At 67.3% G+C, this 19,677-nt stretch carries 15 protein-coding genes; 12 read left to right on the forward strand and 3 right to left on the reverse strand.

What is annotated here, in order from left to right:
• The first annotated feature begins 15 nt into the window (after nt 1–15).
• From pntB to A3AG_RS0127910, 5 genes are all read left to right on the forward strand, one after another.
• Nucleotides 16–1,413 (forward strand): Re/Si-specific NAD(P)(+) transhydrogenase subunit beta, encoded by a 1,398-nt coding sequence (gene pntB / locus A3AG_RS0127890; RefSeq protein WP_018008578.1) that lies wholly within the window; start codon nt 16–18, stop codon nt 1,411–1,413.
• Nucleotides 1,414–1,731: 318 nt separating this feature from the next.
• On the forward strand, nt 1,732–3,063 hold the full coding sequence (gene oxlT / locus A3AG_RS0127895) for an oxalate/formate MFS antiporter (RefSeq protein ID WP_018008579.1): 1,332 nt from the start codon (nt 1,732–1,734) through the stop codon (nt 3,061–3,063).
• A 457-nt stretch (nt 3,064–3,520) separates the two neighbouring features.
• On the forward strand, nt 3,521–5,260 hold the full coding sequence (gene oxc, locus A3AG_RS0127900; RefSeq protein ID WP_018008580.1) for an oxalyl-CoA decarboxylase: 1,740 nt from the start codon (nt 3,521–3,523) through the stop codon (nt 5,258–5,260).
• 40 nt (nt 5,261–5,300) lie between these two features.
• A complete protein-coding gene (frc, locus tag A3AG_RS0127905) occupies nt 5,301–6,551 on the forward strand; it encodes a formyl-CoA transferase (RefSeq protein ID WP_018008581.1) in 1,251 nt (416 codons plus the stop codon).
• Nucleotides 6,552–6,707: 156 nt separating this feature from the next.
• Nucleotides 6,708–7,145 (forward strand): PAS domain-containing protein, encoded by a 438-nt coding sequence (locus tag A3AG_RS0127910; RefSeq protein WP_018008582.1) that lies wholly within the window; start codon nt 6,708–6,710, stop codon nt 7,143–7,145.
• 491 nt (nt 7,146–7,636) lie between these two features.
• On the opposite strand, the gene A3AG_RS0127915 is transcribed toward A3AG_RS0127910, so the two are convergent.
• Nucleotides 7,637–8,212 (reverse strand): hypothetical protein, encoded by a 576-nt coding sequence (locus tag A3AG_RS0127915; RefSeq protein WP_240619981.1) that lies wholly within the window; start codon nt 8,210–8,212, stop codon nt 7,637–7,639.
• Between A3AG_RS0127915 and A3AG_RS32095 the strand changes: the two genes are divergently transcribed.
• Together A3AG_RS32095 and A3AG_RS0127925 are read left to right on the forward strand one after the other, a co-directional pair.
• Nucleotides 8,192–9,472, forward strand: a complete 1,281-nt coding sequence (locus A3AG_RS32095) for an SDR family oxidoreductase (RefSeq protein WP_240619982.1) — start codon at nt 8,192–8,194, stop codon at nt 9,470–9,472. The two genes, A3AG_RS0127915 and A3AG_RS32095, sit on opposite strands and share 21 nt — an antisense overlap.
• On the forward strand, nt 9,454–9,912 hold the full coding sequence (locus A3AG_RS0127925; protein WP_018008585.1) for a DUF2269 family protein: 459 nt from the start codon (nt 9,454–9,456) through the stop codon (nt 9,910–9,912). Before A3AG_RS32095 ends, A3AG_RS0127925 begins: the two co-directional genes overlap by 19 nt.
• 54 nt (nt 9,913–9,966) lie before the next feature.
• Here the strand turns inward: A3AG_RS0127925 and A3AG_RS0127930 are convergent, their stop codons facing one another.
• Both A3AG_RS0127930 and A3AG_RS0127935 read right to left on the reverse strand, forming a co-directional pair.
• Nucleotides 9,967–10,272, reverse strand: a complete 306-nt coding sequence (locus A3AG_RS0127930) for an HAD family hydrolase (RefSeq protein WP_018008586.1) — start codon at nt 10,270–10,272, stop codon at nt 9,967–9,969.
• Nucleotides 10,273–10,388: 116 nt separating this feature from the next.
• Nucleotides 10,389–11,330 carry a LysR family transcriptional regulator gene (locus A3AG_RS0127935; protein ID WP_018008587.1) on the reverse strand — a complete coding sequence of 314 codons (942 nt, stop codon included), beginning with the start codon at nt 11,328–11,330 and terminating at the stop codon, nt 10,389–10,391.
• A 310-nt stretch (nt 11,331–11,640) separates the two neighbouring features.
• Between A3AG_RS0127935 and A3AG_RS0127940 the strand changes: the two genes are divergently transcribed.
• The 5 genes from A3AG_RS0127940 (at nt 11,641) to fdhF (ending at nt 19,632) form a co-directional block, all read left to right on the forward strand.
• A complete protein-coding gene (locus tag A3AG_RS0127940; RefSeq protein ID WP_018008588.1) occupies nt 11,641–12,564 on the forward strand; it encodes a LysR family transcriptional regulator in 924 nt (307 codons plus the stop codon).
• 133 nt (nt 12,565–12,697) lie between these two features.
• On the forward strand, nt 12,698–12,916 hold the full coding sequence (locus A3AG_RS0127945; RefSeq protein WP_018008589.1) for a hypothetical protein: 219 nt from the start codon (nt 12,698–12,700) through the stop codon (nt 12,914–12,916).
• Nucleotides 12,917–13,570: 654 nt separating this feature from the next.
• Nucleotides 13,571–14,890, forward strand: coding sequence for an oxalate/formate MFS antiporter (oxlT, locus tag A3AG_RS0127950; RefSeq protein ID WP_018008590.1), 1,320 nt, complete (start codon nt 13,571–13,573; stop codon nt 14,888–14,890).
• A gap of 183 nt (nt 14,891–15,073) precedes the next feature.
• Nucleotides 15,074–16,783 (forward strand): NADH-ubiquinone oxidoreductase-F iron-sulfur binding region domain-containing protein, encoded by a 1,710-nt coding sequence (locus tag A3AG_RS0127955; RefSeq protein ID WP_018008591.1) that lies wholly within the window; start codon nt 15,074–15,076, stop codon nt 16,781–16,783.
• Nucleotides 16,784–16,809: 26 nt separating this feature from the next.
• Nucleotides 16,810–19,632, forward strand: coding sequence for a formate dehydrogenase subunit alpha (gene fdhF, locus A3AG_RS0127960; protein ID WP_018008592.1), 2,823 nt, complete (start codon nt 16,810–16,812; stop codon nt 19,630–19,632).
• The last annotated feature ends 45 nt before the right edge of the window (nt 19,633–19,677 follow it).

Raw genomic sequence — 19,677 nt, forward strand, 5'->3', positions numbered from 1 at the left:
GCCAGGGAGAGAACCATGCCATCCGGAATCAGCAATATCGCTTACCTCGCCGCCAGCGCGCTGTTCATCCTCAGCCTGAGCGGACTGAGCCATCCCGCCACCGCACGGCGCGGCAACATGCTTGGCATCGCCGGCATGGTGATCGCGGTCATGACCACGGTGCTGGCCGGCAGTGCCGACGGCATTGCCATCATCATCGTGGCGATGGTGGTGGGGGGCATGGCCGGCGCCATGCTGGCCAAACGCGTCGAGATGACGCAGATGCCGCAACTGGTGGCGGTGCTGCACAGCTTCGTCGGCCTGGCCGCGGTGCTGGTCGGCTACGCCAGCTACCTGGAGCCGAGCACGCTCAGCGGCGCCGAGAAGGCGATCCATGAGGTCGAGACCTACCTCGGCATCCTGATCGGCGCGGTCACCTTCACCGGGTCGATCATCGCCTTCCTCAAGCTGCAGGGCACCATGGGCGGCAAGCCGCTGCTGCTGCCGGGGCGCCACGTGCTCAACGCCGGCGCGCTGATGGTGTGCGTGTGGCTGGGCTATGCCTTCCTGGCGGCGCCGGATCCGCAGCAGGGGCTGGTGCCGCTGGCGGCGATGACGGTGATCGCGCTGCTGGTCGGCGCGCACCTGGTGCTGGCCATCGGCGGCGCCGACATGCCGGTGGTGGTGTCGATGCTCAACAGTTACTCCGGCTGGGCGGCGGCGGCGACCGGCTTCATGCTGGGCAACGACCTGCTGATCATTACCGGCGCGCTGGTGGGGTCGAGCGGCGCCATCCTCAGCTACATCATGTGCAAGGCGATGAACCGCAAGTTCCTGGCGGTGATCCTGGGCGGCTTCGGCGCGGTGCAGGCGCAGGGCGCGGCGACCGAGCAGGGCGAGGTGTTGCCGGTGTCGAGCGAGGAGGTCAGCAGCCTGCTCAAGGACGCCAACGAGGTCATCATCGTGCCGGGCTACGGCATGGCGGTGGCGCAGGCGCAGGGCACCATCAGCGAAATTGCGCGGCGCTTGCGTGCGCAGGGCGTCAACGTGCGCTTCGGCATCCATCCGGTGGCCGGTCGCCTGCCGGGGCACATGAACGTGCTGCTGGCCGAGGCGCGCGTGCCCTACGACATCGTGCTGGAAATGGAAGAGATCAACGACGACTTCGACAAGGCCGACGTGGTGCTGGTGGTCGGCGCCAACGACATCGTCAACCCGGGCGCGCTGGAAGACCCCGCCAGCCCGATTGCGGGCATGCCGGTGCTGGAGGTGTGGAAGGCCAAGACCGTGGTGGTGTCCAAGCGCAGCATGGCCGCGGGTTACGCAGGGGTCGACAACCCGCTGTTCTACAAGGACAACACCCGCATGTGGTTCGGCGACGCCAAGGGCAGCGTCGATGCGCTGCTGCGGCAGCTGGAGGAAGCGCCTGCCTGACCGCCGGTCGCGGCGCGGTATCGATGGATGCAAGCCACCGCGGCCCGCTTCCCGGCGGGCCCCGGTGGCTTTTGCATTGGCAAACCGCAGCCATGCCCGGCGGAGGCGGCGATTCATGCCAGTTCCGCTTTATATAAAGGGTCGTGAATAGAAACGATAAAAAACTTTAAGACTTGTCAAATTAAGCTTCAGGTAGCATCAATCCACGACTTCACGTGCCGCAATGCCAGGCGCCGGTCCAACTGCGAGAAGGGCAATCCACAAAGCCCTGATGCGCCCGCCAGGGCGCAAACAAGAACGTACCAGGAGACAAGACAGATGGCGCAATGGGAAGCATCGGCCCCCGCCGGTCGCGATGACGTGAACGGGCGCGGGTTGCAGAACCGCTGGATCCAGCTGGCAATCGGCGTGGTGTGCATGGGTCTGGTGGCGAATTTGCAGTACGGCTGGACGCTGTTCGTGTCACCGATGGACGCCAGGCATCACTGGGGCGCATCGGCGATCCAGGTGGCATTTTCGATCTTCATTGTCACCGAGACCTGGCTGGTGCCGCTGGAAGGCTGGCTGGTCGACAAGTTCGGCCCGCGCCCGGTGGTGGCCGGCGGGGCGATCTGCGCGGGGCTGGCATGGGTGATGAATGCGTATGCGACCACGCTGCCGGAGTTGTATGTGGCCGCGGTGATCGCAGGCATCGGCGCCGGCGGCGTCTACGGAACCTGCGTCGGCAACGCGCTGAAGTGGTTTCCGGACAAGCGCGGCCTGGCTGCCGGCCTGACCGCGGCGGGCTTCGGTGCGGGCGCGGCCATCACCGTGATTCCGATCGCCAGCATGATCCAGAGCGCGGGCTATGAGAAGGCCTTCCTGTTCTTCGGCATCCTGCAGGGGGTAAGCATCTTTGTGCTGGCGCTGCTGCTGGTGAAGCCCACGCCGCCCAAGGGCGCCGTGGCGGCGAAGGCGGTACTGACCAATCCGGTCGAGTACACGCCGGCGCAGATGGTGAAGACGCCGGTGTTCTGGCTGATCTATGCCAGCTTTGTCGCGGTGGCGGCGGGCGGCATCATGGCGACCGCGCAACTGGGGCCGATCGCCAAGGACTACGGCTTTGCGTCGATGCCGGTGACGCTGCTGGGGCTGACCTTGCCGCTGCTGACGATGACGCTGTCGATAGACAACCTGTGCAATGGCTTCACGCGCCCGCTGTGCGGCTTCCTGTCGGACCGGTTCGGCCGCGAGAACACGATGTTCGTGATCTTCATCGGCGAAGGGCTGGCGCTGCTGGGCCTGATGCAGCTGGGGCACAACCCGTACTGGTTCATGTTCTTCGCGGCGCTGACCTTCCTGTTCTGGGGCGAGATCTTCTCGATCTTCCCGGCGTTGTGCGCGGACACCTTCGGCAGCAAGTTCGCGGCGGCCAACGCGGGCACGCTGTACACCGCCAAGGGGACCGCGGCGATGCTGGTGCCGCTGGCCTCGGTCCTGTCCGCGCGCGGGGGCTGGGAAGCGGTATTCACCGTGGCAGCGGTCGTGACGATCGCGGCGGGCCTGTCGGCGAAACTGGTGCTGGCGCCGATGCGCAAGCGGTTCATTACTGGCCATTCGGCGTCGGCGCTGCCAGTGGCCGAGGGAGGCCTGGCGAGCCGCAGTGAATAGGCCGCGCGCCGCCTGACGCTTTGGCAGGGCGTCACCACCCTCATACGCCGGTGAAACGTTGTATGTAATATATCTTCGAGTTGGCCTCTCTCCCGTGCGACTGGCGGGGGAGAGACGTATCTGTGTGGAATGCGAATAAATGGCCATGGATCGAGGCGTTGGGCTGATTGGCGAGTAGATCCAGGCAGCTTTGCTGCAGTGCACTGACGAAAGTTGGTCGCAGAGATGGAAAAGAGCTTGCCGTTCTCTGATATATCACATACCGTATGTCATCAAGACCGGTCGAACGGAACCGGCACCGGCCGCAGCAGGGCACAGCCCCCGCGCACCACGAACACAAGTCCAAAAGGAGACCAAGCATGTCGGAAGTCGTAGCGAAGCGGGCCCCAGTCATTCCCGCGGCAGCCTGAGTCACAAAAATTCCCACCCCAGTCAATTTGCATAGAAGGAAGCAACCATGGCAGAAGTCGGAAACGAGCTGCAGCGTCACGCCGCGGAAGAACATCAGGCACAAACCGATGGTTTTCATCTGGTCATCGACGCGCTGAAGCTGAACGGCATCGAAAACATCTACGGCCTGCCCGGCATTCCGGTCACCGATCTGGCCCGTCTGGCGCAGGCCAACGGCATGCGCGTCATCAGCTTCCGCCACGAGCAGAACGCCGGCAACGCCGCGGCGATTGCGGGCTTCCTGACGCAGAAGCCGGGCGTCTGCCTGACCGTCTCCGCGCCGGGGTTCCTGAACGGGCTGACGGCGCTGGCGCATGCCACCACCAACTGCTTCCCGATGATCCTGATCAGCGGCTCGAGCGAGCGCGAGATCGTCGACCTGCAGCAGGGTGACTACGAAGAGATGGACCAGCTGGCGATCGCCCGTCCGCACGCCAAGGCGGCGTTCCGCGTGCTGCACGCCGAAGACATCGGCGTCGGCGTCGCGCGTGCTATCCGCGCCGCCGTGTCGGGCCGCCCCGGCGGCGTGTACCTGGACCTGCCGGCCAAGCTGCTGGGCCAGTCGCTGGAAGCCGAAAAGGGCAAGCAGTCGCTGATCAAGGTGGTGGACCCGGCGCCGCGTCAGCTGCCCGCACCGGACTCGGTCGAGCGCGCGGTCGCGCTGCTGAAGACCGCCAGGCGGCCGCTGATCCTGATCGGCAAGGGTGCCGCCTACGCACGCGCCGAGGCGGACCTGCGCAAGCTGGTCGAGAAGACCGGCATCCCGTACCTGCCGATGTCGATGGCCAAGGGCCTGCTGCCCGATACGCATCCGCAGTCGGCTTCGGCGGCGCGCTCCTATGTGCTGGCCGAAGCCGACGTGGTGCTGCTGGTCGGCGCCCGCCTGAACTGGCTGCTCTCGCACGGCAAGGGCAAGACCTGGGGCAAGCCCAAGCAGTTCATCCAGATCGACATCGCACCGACCGAGATGGACAGCAACGTCGCCATCGCCGCGCCGGTAGTCGGTGACATCGGCTCGTGCGTCACGGCGCTGCTCGACAAGATCGGCAATGACTTCGCCAAGCCGGGCGCCGACTGGCTCAACGCGGTGACGGACCGCCGCGACACCAACCTGGCGAAGATGGCCGAGACCCTGGCCAAGGCCAAGGATGCCGCTCCGATGAACTTCCACGGCGCGCTGGGCGTGCTCAAGGACGTGGTCAAGGCCAACCCGGGCATCTCGTTCGTCAACGAAGGCGCGAACACGCTGGACTACGCCCGCGCCGTGATCGACATGTACGAGCCGCGCAAGCGCCTGGACGTGGGCACCTGGGGCGTGATGGGCGTGGGCATGGGCTACGCGGTGGCTGCGGCGGTCGAGACCGGCAAGCCGGTGCTGGCGCTGTGCGGCGACAGCGCCTTCGGTTTCTCGGGCATGGAAGTCGAGACCATCTGCCGCTACAACCTGCCGGTCTGCATCGTCATCTTCAACAACAACGGCGTCTACAAGGGCATCGACAAGAACCCCACCGGCGGCACCGACCCGGCGGTCACCACCTTCGTCCCGGGTGCGCGCTACGACAAGATGATGGAAGCGTTCGGAGGCGTCGGCGCCAACGTCACCACGCCGGCGGAGCTCGAGGCCGCGGTGAACGAAGCGCTGCGCTCGGGCAGGCCGACGCTGGTCAACGCCGTCATCGACCCCGCAGCCGGCACCGAAAGCGGCCGCCTGACCAACCTCAATCCGCAAAGCTCGGCCAAGAAGTAATCCAACCGAATTTCACCCCCTCATCCAATAGGAGACGAACGTGAACCTCCCACTCAACGGCATCAAGATCATCGACTTCACGCACGTCCAGGCGGGGCCGGCCTGCACCCAGTTGCTGGCATGGTTCGGCGCCGACGTGATCAAGGTCGAGCGCCCGGGTTCCGGCGACGTGACGCGCACCCAGCTGCGCGACATCCCGGATGTCGACGCGCTGTACTTCACCATGCTCAACAGCAACAAGCGTTCGCTCACGCTGGACACGAAGAAGCCGGAAGGCAAGAAGATCCTGGAGCAGCTGATCCGCGAGTCGGACGTGCTGGTCGAGAACTTCGGCCCGGGCGCGCTGGACCGCATGGGCTTTTCGTGGGAGCGTATCAACGAGCTGAACCCGAAGATGATCGTGGCTTCGGTCAAGGGCTTCAGCGACGGCCATCACTATGAAGACCTGAAGGTCTACGAGAACGTGGCGCAATGCGCCGGCGGCGCGGCCTCGACCACCGGCTTCTGGGACGGCCCGCCCACGGTGTCCGCGGCGGCGCTGGGCGATTCCAACACTGGCATGCACCTGGCGATCGGCATCCTGACCGCGCTGATCGGCCGCGACAAGACCGGCAAGGGCCAGAAGGTCGCGGTGTCGATGCAGGATGCGGTGCTGAACCTGTGCCGGGTCAAGCTGCGCGACCAGCAGCGCCTGGACCGCCTGGGCTACCTGGAAGAGTACCCGCAGTATCCGCATGGCACCTTCAGCGACGTGGTGCCGCGCGGCGGCAACGCGGGCGGCGGCGGCCAGCCGGGCTGGGTGCTGAAGTGCAAGGGCTGGGAGACCGACCCCAACGCCTATATCTACTTCACCATCCAGGGCCATGCCTGGGAGCCGATCTGCAAGGCGCTGGGCAAGCCGGAATGGATCGACGATCCCAACTACGCCACTGCCAAGGCGCGCCAGCCGCATATCTTCGATATCTTCAACACCATCGAGCAATGGCTGGCCGACAAGACCAAGTACGAGGCGGTCGACATCCTGCGCAAGTTCGACATCCCGTGCGCGCCGGTGCTGTCGATGAAGGAGATTGCCGCCGATCCGTCGCTGCGTGCCAGCGGCAGCATCACCGAGGTGCCGCACAAGGAGCGCGGCAGCTACCTGACGGTGGGCAGCCCGATCAAGTTCTCCGACCTGAAGCCGGAGATTACCGGGTCGCCGCTGCTGGGCGAGCATAGCGAAGAGGTGCTGGCCGGCCTGGGCTACGGTGCGGAAGACATCAAGCGCCTGCGCGAGGCCCAGGTGATCTGACGCCGACCGCCGGCACCCGTGCCGGCGCCGACGCCGGGGCCGCGCGTAAAGCGGGCTCCGGCGTTTTTGCTTGTGGCGCCGCGATGTGGCACGCTACCTTGATGGCACCGGCGCGCCCCGGCCGCTGCCGTTTGCAGATGACGAGAGGGAATCCCCATGACAGAACAGATCGACTACGCGCAACTGGTGTCCGCCATCGGCGACGCCATCATCATCTCCGACGCCAAGGGCGCCATCACCCTGTGGAATCCCGCGGCCGAGCGCATGTTCGGCTTCACCCAGGCCGAGGTCATGGGCCAGTCGCTGGACCTGATCATCCCCGAGCGGCTGCGCGGGCGGCACTGGGAGGGCTACGACAAGACCATGGCGACCGGCATCACGCGCTACGGCCATGACCTGCTCAAGGTGCCGGCGGTCGGCAAGGACGGCAAGGCGTTGTCGATTGCCTTCACCGTGGCGCTGCTCAAGGACGACGCCGGCGCCGTCACCGGCATCGTCGCGGTGATCCGCGACGAGACCGCGCGCTTCCAGGAGGAGCGGGCGCTGAAGAAGCGGCTGGTGGAGCTGGAAAGCCAGGTCAAGGAACAGGCCTGAGGCGCCTGCTGCGATTGCGACGGCCTGGACACGGCCGGCCGGTCCAGCCTGGACTGGTGCCGTACGGCGCGGCGCCGGTCGCGCCGGTGCGTCTGGCCGGCGCCGGGGGTAAGTCACGCCTCGGGCAGGCTTTCCAGCCCGCGCACGCGCGCTGGCTGGTACGCGTCGGACACGGCCCGGCCGCTGTCGATGCATCGAGGTCGGCCAGCGCCGCCTGGCTCAGTCCCGACGTAGTCCGCGCGGCGTGCAGTCAGGCCGACACGGCGCGCGCCGCCGGTTACGGCGATTTCCCGCACGCGCTGCTGTCCGGCGCCGGGCGCACGGTGGCGTGGAGCTTGCACGGCTGGTGCAGCGCGTTGCCGGGCGCAACACCAGGGCCCGCCCGGGCGCCGCGGCAACGGTAAAACCGGGAGAGCCGTGTGAAAATTACTGGCGCTGCGTGCAGCGGGACGTGCAGAAGGACGGACAAGGACCCCGAACCGGGCCCGGACTCAAGCGCGTTTTCCGGCGTGCCGCAGCAGCATCTCGCCCAGCGGCAGCGCCAGCCCGAAGGCAACGTAGACCAGCGCCAGCATGGCGGGCGAGAGCCGGCGCTCGAAACCGGGAGTAAGCCGCCGGGGCGTGCACTTCAGGTCGACGAAACATGCAATGCCGGCAATCGCGAGGCCGCCTATCACGCGCGCAGGCGCGGTGGGGCCGGCGCTGGGGCGGGCATCACGATCGGCACCGCCGACGGCCAGCGCGCCTTCGTAGAACGCCGCCCAGAACACCGACATCGCATGGTGGATGACATAGCCCAGCACGGTGTGCCGCACCGACGGCCGGTCGACGTGCATGGCGCGCTCCCCCCAGATCCAGTGGCTGACGGCATTGACGGGCGCGAACGCGCTGCCGCAGTCGACGCTGCCGCCGCAGGCGAGCATGCCGGTGGACAACAGGCTGGCGCAAGTGCCCGAGACCGCGGCCCGGCGCAGCACCGTGGCCGCATCCGCCGCGTGCTCGTGCTCGGTGCCAGCGGCTTTATCGGCCGGCATGCCTGCGCGGCAATGCTGGCTGGAGGATTCCATGTGATAGCGGGGGTGCGGCACGTGCCTGCGCACGATGCAGCCGAAGCGCCGCATGGCGGCCATGCCTGCACGGCAAGCGAATTTCGTGCCGTCGATTTTGCGCGGATGACGGCGGCGGCGGACTGGGCACCGTTGCTGGCAGACGTCGATGCCGTCGTCAATCTGGTCGGCATCTTCCGCGAGAGCGCTACCCAGCGTTTCGACGTGCTGCACCGCGCCGCGCCACAGGCGCTGTTCGATGCCTGCGTGCGGCAGCGGGTGCGGCTGGTGGTGCAGATGTCGGCGCTGGGTGCCGACGAGCACGCGCTGACCGCGTTCCATCGCAGCAAGCGCGCGGCCGACCAGCACCTGCTCGGCCTCGGCATCGACGCCGTGGTGCTGCAGCCGTCGCTGGTTTTCGGTGCCGACGGCACCAGTGCGCAGCTGTTCTGCGCGCTGGCGACGCTGCCCTGCCTGGCGCTGCCCGGCGGCGGCGGGCAGCCGGTGCAGCCGGTCCATGTCGACGACGTGGCGCAGGCCATCGTGGCATTGCTGAGCGAGTGGGGCGGCGCTGCGCCCTGGCGCTCCGGCCGGTTGGCGCTGGTGGGCCCGGCGCCGATGCCGCTGGCCAGCTACCTGCAGGCGTTGCGCCATGGCCTGGGTTTGCGCGGCAAGGCCTGGCTGTTGCCGCTGCCGCGCGCACTGGCCCGCGCGGTGATGCCGCTGGCCGAACGCGTCAGCGGCGGCGTGCTCGGGCGCGATGCGCTGACCATGCTGGACCAGGGCAACGTGGCGGATCCTTCCGGGCTTGCGCGCGTACTCGGGCGCCCGCCGCGGGCGGTGGCTGCATTCATCCCGCCGGGACTGCGCGGCGCGTTGCGCGCGCAGGCGCTGCAGCGCTGGATCCATCCGCTGTTGCGCTGGAGCCTGGCCTTTGTGTGGATCGTCACCGCGGCGGTTTCGCTGGGGCTGTACCCGGTGGCCGACAGCTACGCGCTGCTGGCGCGCGCGGGCGTGCCGCCGGCGCTGCAGCCGCCGGCGCTGTATGGGGCCGCGCTGCTCGACCTGGCCTTCGGCGTGCTGTGCGTGCTGCCGCGACGCCCGCGCTGGCTCTGGCTCGCGCAGATCGCGCTGATCCTGGGCTACACCGCCATCATCAGCGTGCGCCTGCCGGAATACTGGCTGCATCCGTATGGCCCGCTCAGCAAGAACGTGCCGATGCTGGCCGCGCTGTGGTGGCTGCACCTGACCGAGGAGCGGGCATGGACTACGTCACGCTGAAATGGCTGCATATCCTGTCGGCCACCTTCCTGTTCGGCACCGGCGTGGGCAGCGCCTTCTACCTGGTCGGCGCGACCCTGACGCGCAACGTCCGCACCGTCGCCGCGACCGCGCGCATGGTCGTGATCGCCGACTGGATCTTCACCGCTTCCACCGCGATCCTGCAGCCGCTGACCGGCTATGCGCTGGTGAAGATGGCCGGTTTCTCGTGGTCGGTGCCGTGGCTGAAGTGGTCGGTGGTGCTTTACGCGGTAGCCATTGCCTGCTGGCTGCCGGTGGTCTGGCTGCAGAAGCGCATGCGCGACGTGGCGCTGGACTGTACCGGGCCGCAGCTGCCGCGCGCCTACTGGCGCCTGTTCTGGTGGTGGTTCGGGCTGGGCTTTCCGGCGCTGTTCTCGTTCCTGGCCATCTTCTACCTGATGGTGGCCAAGGTCAGTTGAACAAAAAACGGCGAGGCCGCTGTCGCGCGCCTCGCCGTAAACCGATCGGGCCGCTCAGTTGAGGTGGCCGACCGCGCGCAGGTACTCGTTCTTTTTCTCGAAGATCAGCCCGCTCAGGAACGCGGCGTCGTAGGCGGCCAGCAGGTGGGGGTGGTGGTCCTCGATATAGCGGGCCACGCGACCCTTTTCGCATTCGATGCCGCACAGCCATTCGTACATGGCGGCGTCCCAGCGAAAGCGCAGCCCGAGTTCGATGAAGGCCGCGTTATACGCCGCGAGCTGGGTCTCGCGCGGGATCGGCTGGTTGTCGGCGCCGACCGTGACGGCGGCGTGGCGGCTTTCCTGTTGGGCTGTGTTCATGCTGGTCTCCTCGGATGCACGCTGGCAGTTGGATTGAGACAAGCATAGGAATGGCAATCGATTTATGATAATTAAAGTTTCATAGCAAAACCATAAACTATCATTTATGGATTCGTTCAGGCATCCTGGCGGATCAGGCCTGCCACGCCCGTGATGCTCTGGATCAGGTCGGCGCCTTCCTCCATCAGGAACTGCTTGAACGCCAGCGCCACCGGCGGCAGCCGCTTGTTCTTGCGGTGCACCACGTACCAGTTGAGCATCACCGGAAAGCCTTCGATATCGAGCACCGCCAGCTTGCCGGCCTGCAGTTCCAGGCCAACCGTATGGGCCGACAGGAAGGCAATGCCCATATTGGCGATCACAGCCTGCTTGATGGTTTCGGTACTCTTGATCTCCATGGCGATGCGCAGGTTCGACAGCCGGCCGGCAAAGCCTTCCTGCATCGAGTTCCAGGTATCCGAGCCTTTCTCGCGCGAGACAAAGGCCTCGTCGGCCAGTTCGGCCAGCGGGATATTGCGCGCGCCCACCAGCGGATGGCTGGGCGCGGCCACGATCACATAAGGGTGGGGGGCAAAGGCCTCGTTGATGGTGTCCATGCCCTCGGGCGGGCGCACCATCACGGCGAGGTCGGTCAGGTTGCCGGCGAGCTGGTGCAGCAGTTCCTCGCGGTTATGCACGGCGAGGTTCAGCGTCACGCCCTCGTGGCGGTCCATGAACTCGGCCAGCAGCCGCGGAAAGAAGTAGTCGCCGGCGCTGATCACCGCGACGTTGAGGCGGCCGCCGGAGATGCCCTTGAGCTGCGACATCGCGTCTTCGGCCTCGCGGAACTGCTGGATGATGCTGCGGCTGTAATGCAGCATTTCGTGGCCCGCCGGGGTCAGGTAGATCTTCTTGCCAAGCTGCTCGAACAGCGGCAGCCCCACGTGGTGCTCCAGTTGCCGCACCTGGGTCGACACCGCGGGCTGGGTCAGATGCAGTTCCTCGGCGGCGCGGGAAAAGCTCAGATGGCGGGCAACGGTTTCGAAGACCTTCAGTTGCCGCAGCGTGGCGTTCTTCATCCTGCTTCCGTCCTATAAACGATCCGCTATATAAACGATAAAAAACTTTATGCAGTGCTGATCTTAGATTCAAGTAGCATCAATCGCCAGAACGGCATAGCTCGCCCGCATCCGGCACGCCGGCAGTGCAGGAGCCCGCCGCCGGCCACCAGCATGGCCGATAACAACGATGGCTGCCGACAGCCACGACCAACACCAAGGAGACTACCGTGACCGGACCGAACGCAGCCGTGCGCCCCCCGCGGCGCCGTGCCATGCCCGAAGGCAGGCTTCGCCTCAGCCACACCGGAGCGGGGCAGGGGGGCAGGCCATGAATATCTCGCTCCCGCAACTGAAGGCCTTTGCCGCCGTGGCGCGGCACAAGAGCTTTACCCGCGCCGCGGTCGAACTGGGCCTGACGCAATCCGCGGTCAGCCGCAGCGTGCGCGAGCTGGAAGAAGAAATCGACCAGCGGCTGTTCGACCGCACCACGCGCCAGGTGGAACTGACCGACGCCGGCCAGCACTTGTCCCAGCGCATCTGCCACCTGGTCGAAGAGGTGGAGCAGACGCTGCGCGACAGCCAGAGCGCCAGCCGGCCATGCCAGGGCCTGGTGCAGATTGCCTCGGACCCGGTGCTGAGTTCGATGTCGCTGCCGGCCTGGCTGGCCGGGTGCCGGCAGGCGTGGCCGGCGATCGCCATCCACCTGAAAGACCGTTCGCAGGAATCGGTGCTGCAGAGTGTGCGCAGCGGCGAGGTCGATTTCGGCATCGCCACCGATCCGCGCGCGGGCGACGACCTGTATTGCGAACCGTTGTGCGTCGACGCCTATCACGCCGTGCTGCCCGCCAAGCACCCGCTGGCCCAGCGCGACACCGTAGGATGGGGCGACCTGTGCGACGCCAGCGTGCTGACGCTGGACCAGCAGTGCGGGGTGCAGCCCGCGGTGGAAAAGGCGCTCAGCAGCTATCACGTGCGCGCGGGCTCGCTGCAACTGCTGGGTCATTTCGCGGCGGTGTTTGGCATGGTGGCGCTGGGCCTGGGTATCGGCGTGCTGCCGTCGCGGGCGCAGGCCGGCGGCATGCATCCGGCCGCCGTGATGCGGCCGCTGCGGCCGCAGGTGACATCGACGGTGATGCTGGTGCGGCGCAAAAGCCGCTCGCTGAAGCCCAACGCCGCCGCGATCTGGGACGCCTTGCGCGGCCAGGAGTATCAGGAACCGCCCACGCGCGGACGCGAAGCCACAACAGTGTGATCAGGAGGCCGGACAGGAGGCGTGTTGGATTAGTGCAAAACCTCTACTGATATATTACATACAGGATATTTACACATAGTGCGGCGCAGCATATAATGAAAACTCCTGATCACAACGCTACTGGAGTTTTCAAATGGAAGTCGCTCTTCTCGTCGCCCTCGGCCTGGCCCTGATTGCTGTCGGTGTGGGCGTGACCACGCTGCTGGCCACGCGCCTGCCCATGGATGTGCTGGTCACCGCCCAGGATCATGGCCGCTTTGCCGGCCTGGGCTCGAACAAGCACGGCGACGGCGTGGGCCGCGCCAGCGCGTCGCGCATCGTGCCCGCCGCGGGTGAGCTCGCCTATGCCTGAAGCTGGCAGGCGCACGGCGCTTTCGCGCTGAAGCGCTGCAGGCAAGGGCTGTAGCGGCCGGCATCCCTTGCGACCCTCACGGCGAGCACGGCCGCCATTCTCGTTTCTCCCTCCTTAGCTTCTCCTCTTTTTCCCCTCTTTTTCGCCTCGGTTCGCGCTGGCCAACGGCTGGCCACGCCTTGCGCGCTTCTTGTCCGCGAACTGGCCCTGCCTGCGCCGGCCGGGGTGGAGGCCCCGACATTCCATATCGATACGGACACGGCCAGACATCCATGTCTGCATCTAGGGACTTTCCCGAACCGATCGTTTTCCCGGTTTTTCGATGGCGCGATCCCCGGCATCCTTGCGGTTGCCGTGCGCTGGCCGATTCATGACCCATCGCAAGGCAACTGCTTGATTTCCAAGGACTCTTGATGCTGCCGGAACCCCCATTGATGCAGCTTGCGCACCAGTCGCCGGCGCCCCGTGGCGGCTACGGCACCAGGTAACGCGGCGGCATGCTGCACAGCCGCGACGAATACGCTTGACTTACCTGATATATCACATACCGTATAGCACTAGAACGGCTAAGCTGTTCTTCGACCGAGAGTCACGCAGAGGCGTCTGAAGGCGCCCATCTTCCACCTTGGCGGTTCGCCGCTATAAGGAGACATCATGGAATTGCAGCAGAGGGAGTCCACGTCGCGCTTTGCGTCGCCGTGGGTGCAACTGGTATTCGGCGTGATCTGCATGGCGATGATCGCCAACATGCAATACGGCTGGACCCTGTTCGTCAACCCGATCGACGACAAATACGGCTGGGGCCGTACCGCGATCCAGGTCGCATTCACCATCTTCGTTGTGACCGAAACCTGGCTGGTGCCGATCGAGGGCTACCTGGTCGACAAGTACGGCCCGCGCCCGGTGGTGGTGGGCGGCGGCCTGCTGTGCGCGGTGGCCTGGGCGCTGAACTCGGTGGCATCCTCGCTGCCCATGCTCTACGTCGCGGCCGCCATCGGCGGCCTGGGCGCGGGCGCGGTGTATGGCACCTGCGTGGGCAATGCGCTGAAGTGGTTCCCGAATCGCCGCGGCCTGGCGGCGGGGATCACCGCGGCGGGCTTCGGCGCCGGCTCGGCGCTGACCGTGGTGCCGATCGCCAACATGATCAAGACCTCGGGCTATGAAGCGGCATTCCTGTGGTTCGGCCTCGGCCAGGGGCTGGTGGTGTTCATCCTGGGCATGGCCCTGTTCCCGCCGTCGGCCAAGATCCTGAACGAGGTCAAGACCACGCTGAAGGCAGCCGCCACCTACAACGCGTCGCCGCGCGAGGTGCTGAAGTCGCCGATCTTCTGGGTCATGTACGCGATGTTCGTGATGATGGCCGCCGGCGGCCTGATGGCCACCGCGCAGCTGGGCCCGATCGCCAAGGACTTCGGCCTGCACGAAGCGCCCATCTCGATCCTCGGCCTCACCCTGCCGGCGCTGACCTTCGCACTGACCATCGACCGCGTGCTCAATGGCCTGACGCGTCCGTTTTTCGGCTGGATCTCCGATCATATCGGCCGTGAACGCACCATGTTCTTCGCCTTCGCGGTCGAGGCCGTCGGCATCCTGCTGCTGTCGAAGTACGGCCACCATCCGGTTGCCTTCGTGATCCTGACGGGCGTGGTGTTCTTCGCCTGGGGCGAGATCTACAGCCTGTTCCCGGCCACCTGCGGCGACACCTTCGGGCCCAAGTTTGCCGCCACCAACGCCGGCCTGCTGTACACCGCCAAGGGCACGGCCGCGTTGCTGGTGCCGTTCTCCAGCGTGATCACCACCGCCACCGGCAGCTGGCACGCGGTGTTCATGGTGGCCTCTGGCATGGCGGCACTGACCGCGGTGATGGCGCTGTTCGTGCTCAAGCCGATGCGCGAGGCCCATGCCCGCAAGTACGTGCATGCCAACACCGCCGCGCCGATGGGCTACCGCACGGTCCATGAAGACCTGACCTGATGAAGAAAGCAGTACGGCGCCGGCCGGCGCCGGCAGTACCCGGACGCGTGCGGCTGCGATGCCTGCACAGCCGCCGCGCCCGGTAGCACAATACGACAATAACGAAGCGCGACAGGAGGGCGGCCCCGCCGGGCGCCTTCCCGAGCGCGCACCGCATTCCCACAAACAACATCCAGGCACGCCATGAACCAGGTTGTCATTCCCCTCGAGGCGACGGGCCTCAGCCGGCAGCGCAAGCGCCGCCAGCCCAAGGGCCGGCAGGTCGACGCGGCCGCGCTGGCCGAAGTGCGCGTGGCGCTGGGCGACATGCCCCGCCGGCGCGACCTGCTGATCGAGCACCTGCACTGCATCAACGACCGCTATGGCCAGCTGGCCATGCCGCACCTGGTGGCGCTGGCGAGCGAGCTGCGCCTGTCGATGACCGAGGTCTACGAGGTCGCCACCTTCTACCACCACTTTGACGTGGTGCGCGAGGACGCCGACGGCCAGATCGCGCCCCCGCCCGCGCTGACCGTGCGCGTATGCGAAGGCATTGCCTGCGAGCTGGCCGGTGCGCAGGCGCTGATCGACAAGCTGCCGGCGCTGCTCGGCACCGAGGTGCGCGTGATCGCCGCGCCCTGCATCGGCCGCTGCGAGAAGGCGCCGGCCGCGCTGGTCGGGCAGAACCCGGTCGACCAGGCAACCGCCGAGGCAATCGGCACCGCCGTGCGGGCCAGGGCGGTGCGCCATGCGCCCGAGCCCCATATCGACTACGACGCTTACCGGCGCGACGGCGGCTATGCCCTGCTGAAGGGCCTGGCCGGCGGCGGCGTCGACCCGGCCGCGGTGCTGGCCACGATGGAGGATTCCGGCCTGCGCGGCCTGGGCGGCGCGGGCTTCCCGACCGGGCGCAAATGGCGCATCGTGCGCGGCGAAGCCGCGCCGCGGCTGATGGCGGTCAATATCGACGAGGGCGAGCCCGGCACCTTCAAGGACCGCGTCTACCTGGAACGCGATCCGCACCGCTTCCTCGAGGGCATGCTGATCGCGGCGCACGTGGTCGACGTGGCGGCCATCTACATCTATTTGCGCGACGAGTATGCCGGCTGCCGCGCGCTGCTGGCCGAAGCGTTGCAGCAGCTGCAGCAGGACCCGCCGGTCGCCGGCCTGCCGCGCATCGAGCTGCGCCGCGGCGCCGGCGCGTATATCTGCGGCGAAGAATCGGCGATGATCGAATCGATCGAAGGCAAGCGCGGCATGCCGCGGCTGCGCCCGCCCTATGTGGCGCAGGTGGGCCTGTTCGGCCGGCCCACCCTGGAGCACAACTTCGAAACCCTGTACTGGGTGCGCGACATCGTCGAGAAGGGCGCCGAGTGGTTTGCCTCGCAAGGCCGCAACGGGCGCAAGGGCCTGCGTTCGTTCTCGGTCTCGGGCCGGGTCAAACGGCCAGGCGTGCATCTGGCGCCGGCCGGGATCACGGTGCGCGAGCTGATCGACGAATACTGCGGCGGCATGCTCGACGGCCATGCGTTCTACGGCTACCTGCCGGGCGGCGCGTCGGGCGGCATCCTGCCGGCGGCGTTGGGCAATATCCCGCTCGACTTCGACACGCTGCAGCCCTACGGCTGCTTTATCGGCTCGGCCGCGATCGTGATCCTGTCCGACCACGACAGCGCCACGCAGGCGGCGCGCAACCTGATGCACTTCTTCAAGTACGAATCGTGCGGACAATGCACGCCGTGCCGCACCGGCACGGCCAAGACGCTGGACCTGATCCGCCAGCCGAAGTGGGACCTGGCGGCGCTGGATGACCTGTCCGCGGTGATGCGCGATGCCTCGATCTGCGGCCTGGGACAGGCCGCGCCGAACCCCGTCGACTGCGTGATCAAGTATTTCCCGCACGAACTGGCCTGATGCCGGCCCGAGCCTGAGAGACAGACATGAATGCACTGACCCGCGCCGAACGCGCGCTAGTCGAATCCGCCGAGCCAGCCGTTACCTTTACCCTCAACGGCCGCGAGGTAAGCGCCCAGCCCGGCGAAAGCCTGCTGAAGGTGGCGCAGCGCGAAGGCTTCGACGTACCGCACCTGTGCTACAAGGACGGCCTCGAGCCCGCCGGCAACTGCCGCGCCTGCATGGTCGAGATCCAGGGCGAGCGCGTGCTGGCGCCGTCCTGCTGCCGCTATCCCACCGCAGGCATGCAGGTGCAGACCGAATCCGAGCGCGCCCGCCGCGCCCAGCGCACCGTGCTGGAGCTGCTGCAGTCGGACATGCCGGAAGCGGAATACACGCGCCACAACGAGCTCGACCAATGGGCCGCCCGGCTGGAAGTCGGCAAGCCGCGCTTCGCGCCGCGCGCGCGCGTGACGGCGGACCTGTCGCATCCGGCCATCGCGGTCAACCTGGATGCCTGCATCCAGTGCACCCGCTGCCTGCGCGCCTGCCGCGACGAGCAGGTCAACGACGTGATCGGGCTGGCCCTGCGCGGTGACGACGCCCGCATCGTGTTCGACATGGACGACCCGATGGGTGCCTCCACCTGCGTCGCCTGCGGCGAATGCGTGCAGGCCTGCCCGACCGGCGCGCTGATGCCCGCGCGCGATGCCGCGCTGGCGGTGCCCGACAAGCAGGTGGAATCGGTGTGCCCGTACTGCGGCGTCGGTTGCCAGCTGACCTACAACGTCAAGGACAACCGCATCCTGTTCGTGGAAGGGCGCGATGGCCCGGCCAACCACCAGCGACTGTGCGTGAAGGGCCGCTACGGCTTCGACTACGTCCAGCACCCGCAGCGGCTGACGGTGCCGCTGGTGCGCCGCGACGGCGTGCCGAAGCAGGGCGATTTCGTCATGGACCCGGACCACGTGATGGACGTGTTCCGCGAAGCCAGCTGGGAAGAGGCGCTGGCGCTGGCCGGCGGCAGGCTCGCGCAGATCCGCGACACCCATGGCAAGCGCGCGCTGGCCGGGTTTGGCTCGGCCAAGGGCAGCAATGAAGAGGCCTACCTGTTCCAGAAGCTGGTGCGCACCGGCTTCGGCAGCAACAACGTCGACCACTGCACGCGGCTGTGCCACGCCTCGTCGGTGGCGGCGCTGCTGGAAGGGATCGGCTCGGGCGCGGTGTCGAACCCGGTGATGGACGTCGACAAGGCCGAGGTGGTGATCGTGATCGGCGCCAACCCGAGCGTGAACCACCCGGTCGCGGCCAGCTGGATCAAGAACGCCGTGAAGAACGGCACCAAACTGATCGTGGCCGATCCGCGCCGCTCGGACCTGGCGCGCTTCGCCTGGCGCTTCCTGCAGTTCAAGCCCGATGCCGACGTCGCGCTGCTCAACGCGATGATGCACGTGATCGTCAACGAGGGCCTGGTCGACCAGGATTTCATCGACAGCCGCACCATCGGCTTCGACGAACTGCAGCGCAACGTGGCCGCGTACAGCCCCGAGCTGATGGCGCCGATCTGCGGCATCGACGCCGAAACCATCCGCGAAGTCGCGCGCGTCTATGCCACCGCGAAGAGCTCGATGATCCTGTGGGGCATGGGCGTGTCGCAGCATGTGCACGGCACCGACAACGCGCGCTGCCTGATCGCGCTGGCGCTGATGACCGGCCAGATCGGCCGGCCCGGCACCGGCCTGCATCCGCTGCGCGGGCAGAACAACGTGCAGGGCGCTTCCGACGCGGGGCTGATCCCGATGATGTATCCGGACTACCGGCGCGTCGACGACCCGCTGGCGATCGCCAGCTTCGAGGCGCTGTGGGGCATGCCGCTGGACCGCCAGCCCGGCCTGACCGTGGTCGAGGTAATGCAGGCCATCGAGCGCGGCGAAGTGCGCGGCATGTACATCATGGGCGAGAACCCGGCGATGTCCGATCCCGACGCCGAGCATGCGCGCGAGGCGCTGGCATCGCTCGACCACCTGGTGGTGCAGGACATCTTCCTGACCGAGACCGCGTACCTGGCCGACGTGGTGCTGCCGGCCTCGGCCTTCCCCGAGAAGACCGGCACCTTCACCAACACCGACCGCACCGTGCAGCTGGGCCGGCAGGCGCTGGATCCGCCGGGGCAGGCGCGCCAGGACCTGTGGATCATCCAGCAGATGGCGGCGCAGCTGGGGCTGGACTGGCGCTACGACAGCGTCGAGGACGTGTTCAACGAGATGCGGCGGGCGATGCCGAGCATCGGTGGCGTGACCTGGGAGCGGCTGGAACGCGAACACGCGGTGACGTATCCGTGCAAGGAAGAGGGCGATCCGGGCGAGCCGGTGATCTTCACCGACAGCTTCCCGACCGCCAGCGGCCGCGGCCGCTTCGTGCCGGCGGACATCATTCCGGCGGCGGAGCGCCCCGACGCGGACTACCCGATGGTGCTGATCACCGGGCGCCAGCTCGAGCACTGGCATACCGGCAGCATGACGCGGCGCGCCGGCGTGCTGGACGCGCTCGAGCCCGATCCGGTGGCGCTGGTGCACCCGCTGGACCTCGATGCGCTCGGCGGCACGCCGGGCGGCGTGGTGACGCTGTCGTCGCGGCGCGGCGAGGTCACGCTCTACGCGCGCGCCGACGCCGGCACGCCGCGCGGCGCCGTGTTCGTGCCGTTCTGCTACTACGAGGCGGCGATCAACAAGCTGACCAACGCGGCGCTGGACCCGTTCGGCAAGATTCCCGAGTTCAAGTATTGCGCGATCAGGATGACGGCGGGCGGCGCGGTGCCGGTGCAGTCCAGCTATGGCGGCGGGCAGATCCTGGCGCCCGCTTCGGCCTAGCCGCGAGGCGCGGGGGTGTCTCGCATCGCAGGCGGGACACCACCT

The sequence above is a fragment of the Cupriavidus neocaledonicus genome (assembly GCF_000372525.1).
In the GTDB taxonomy this organism is placed as follows: Bacteria; Pseudomonadota; Gammaproteobacteria; order Burkholderiales; family Burkholderiaceae; genus Cupriavidus; species Cupriavidus neocaledonicus.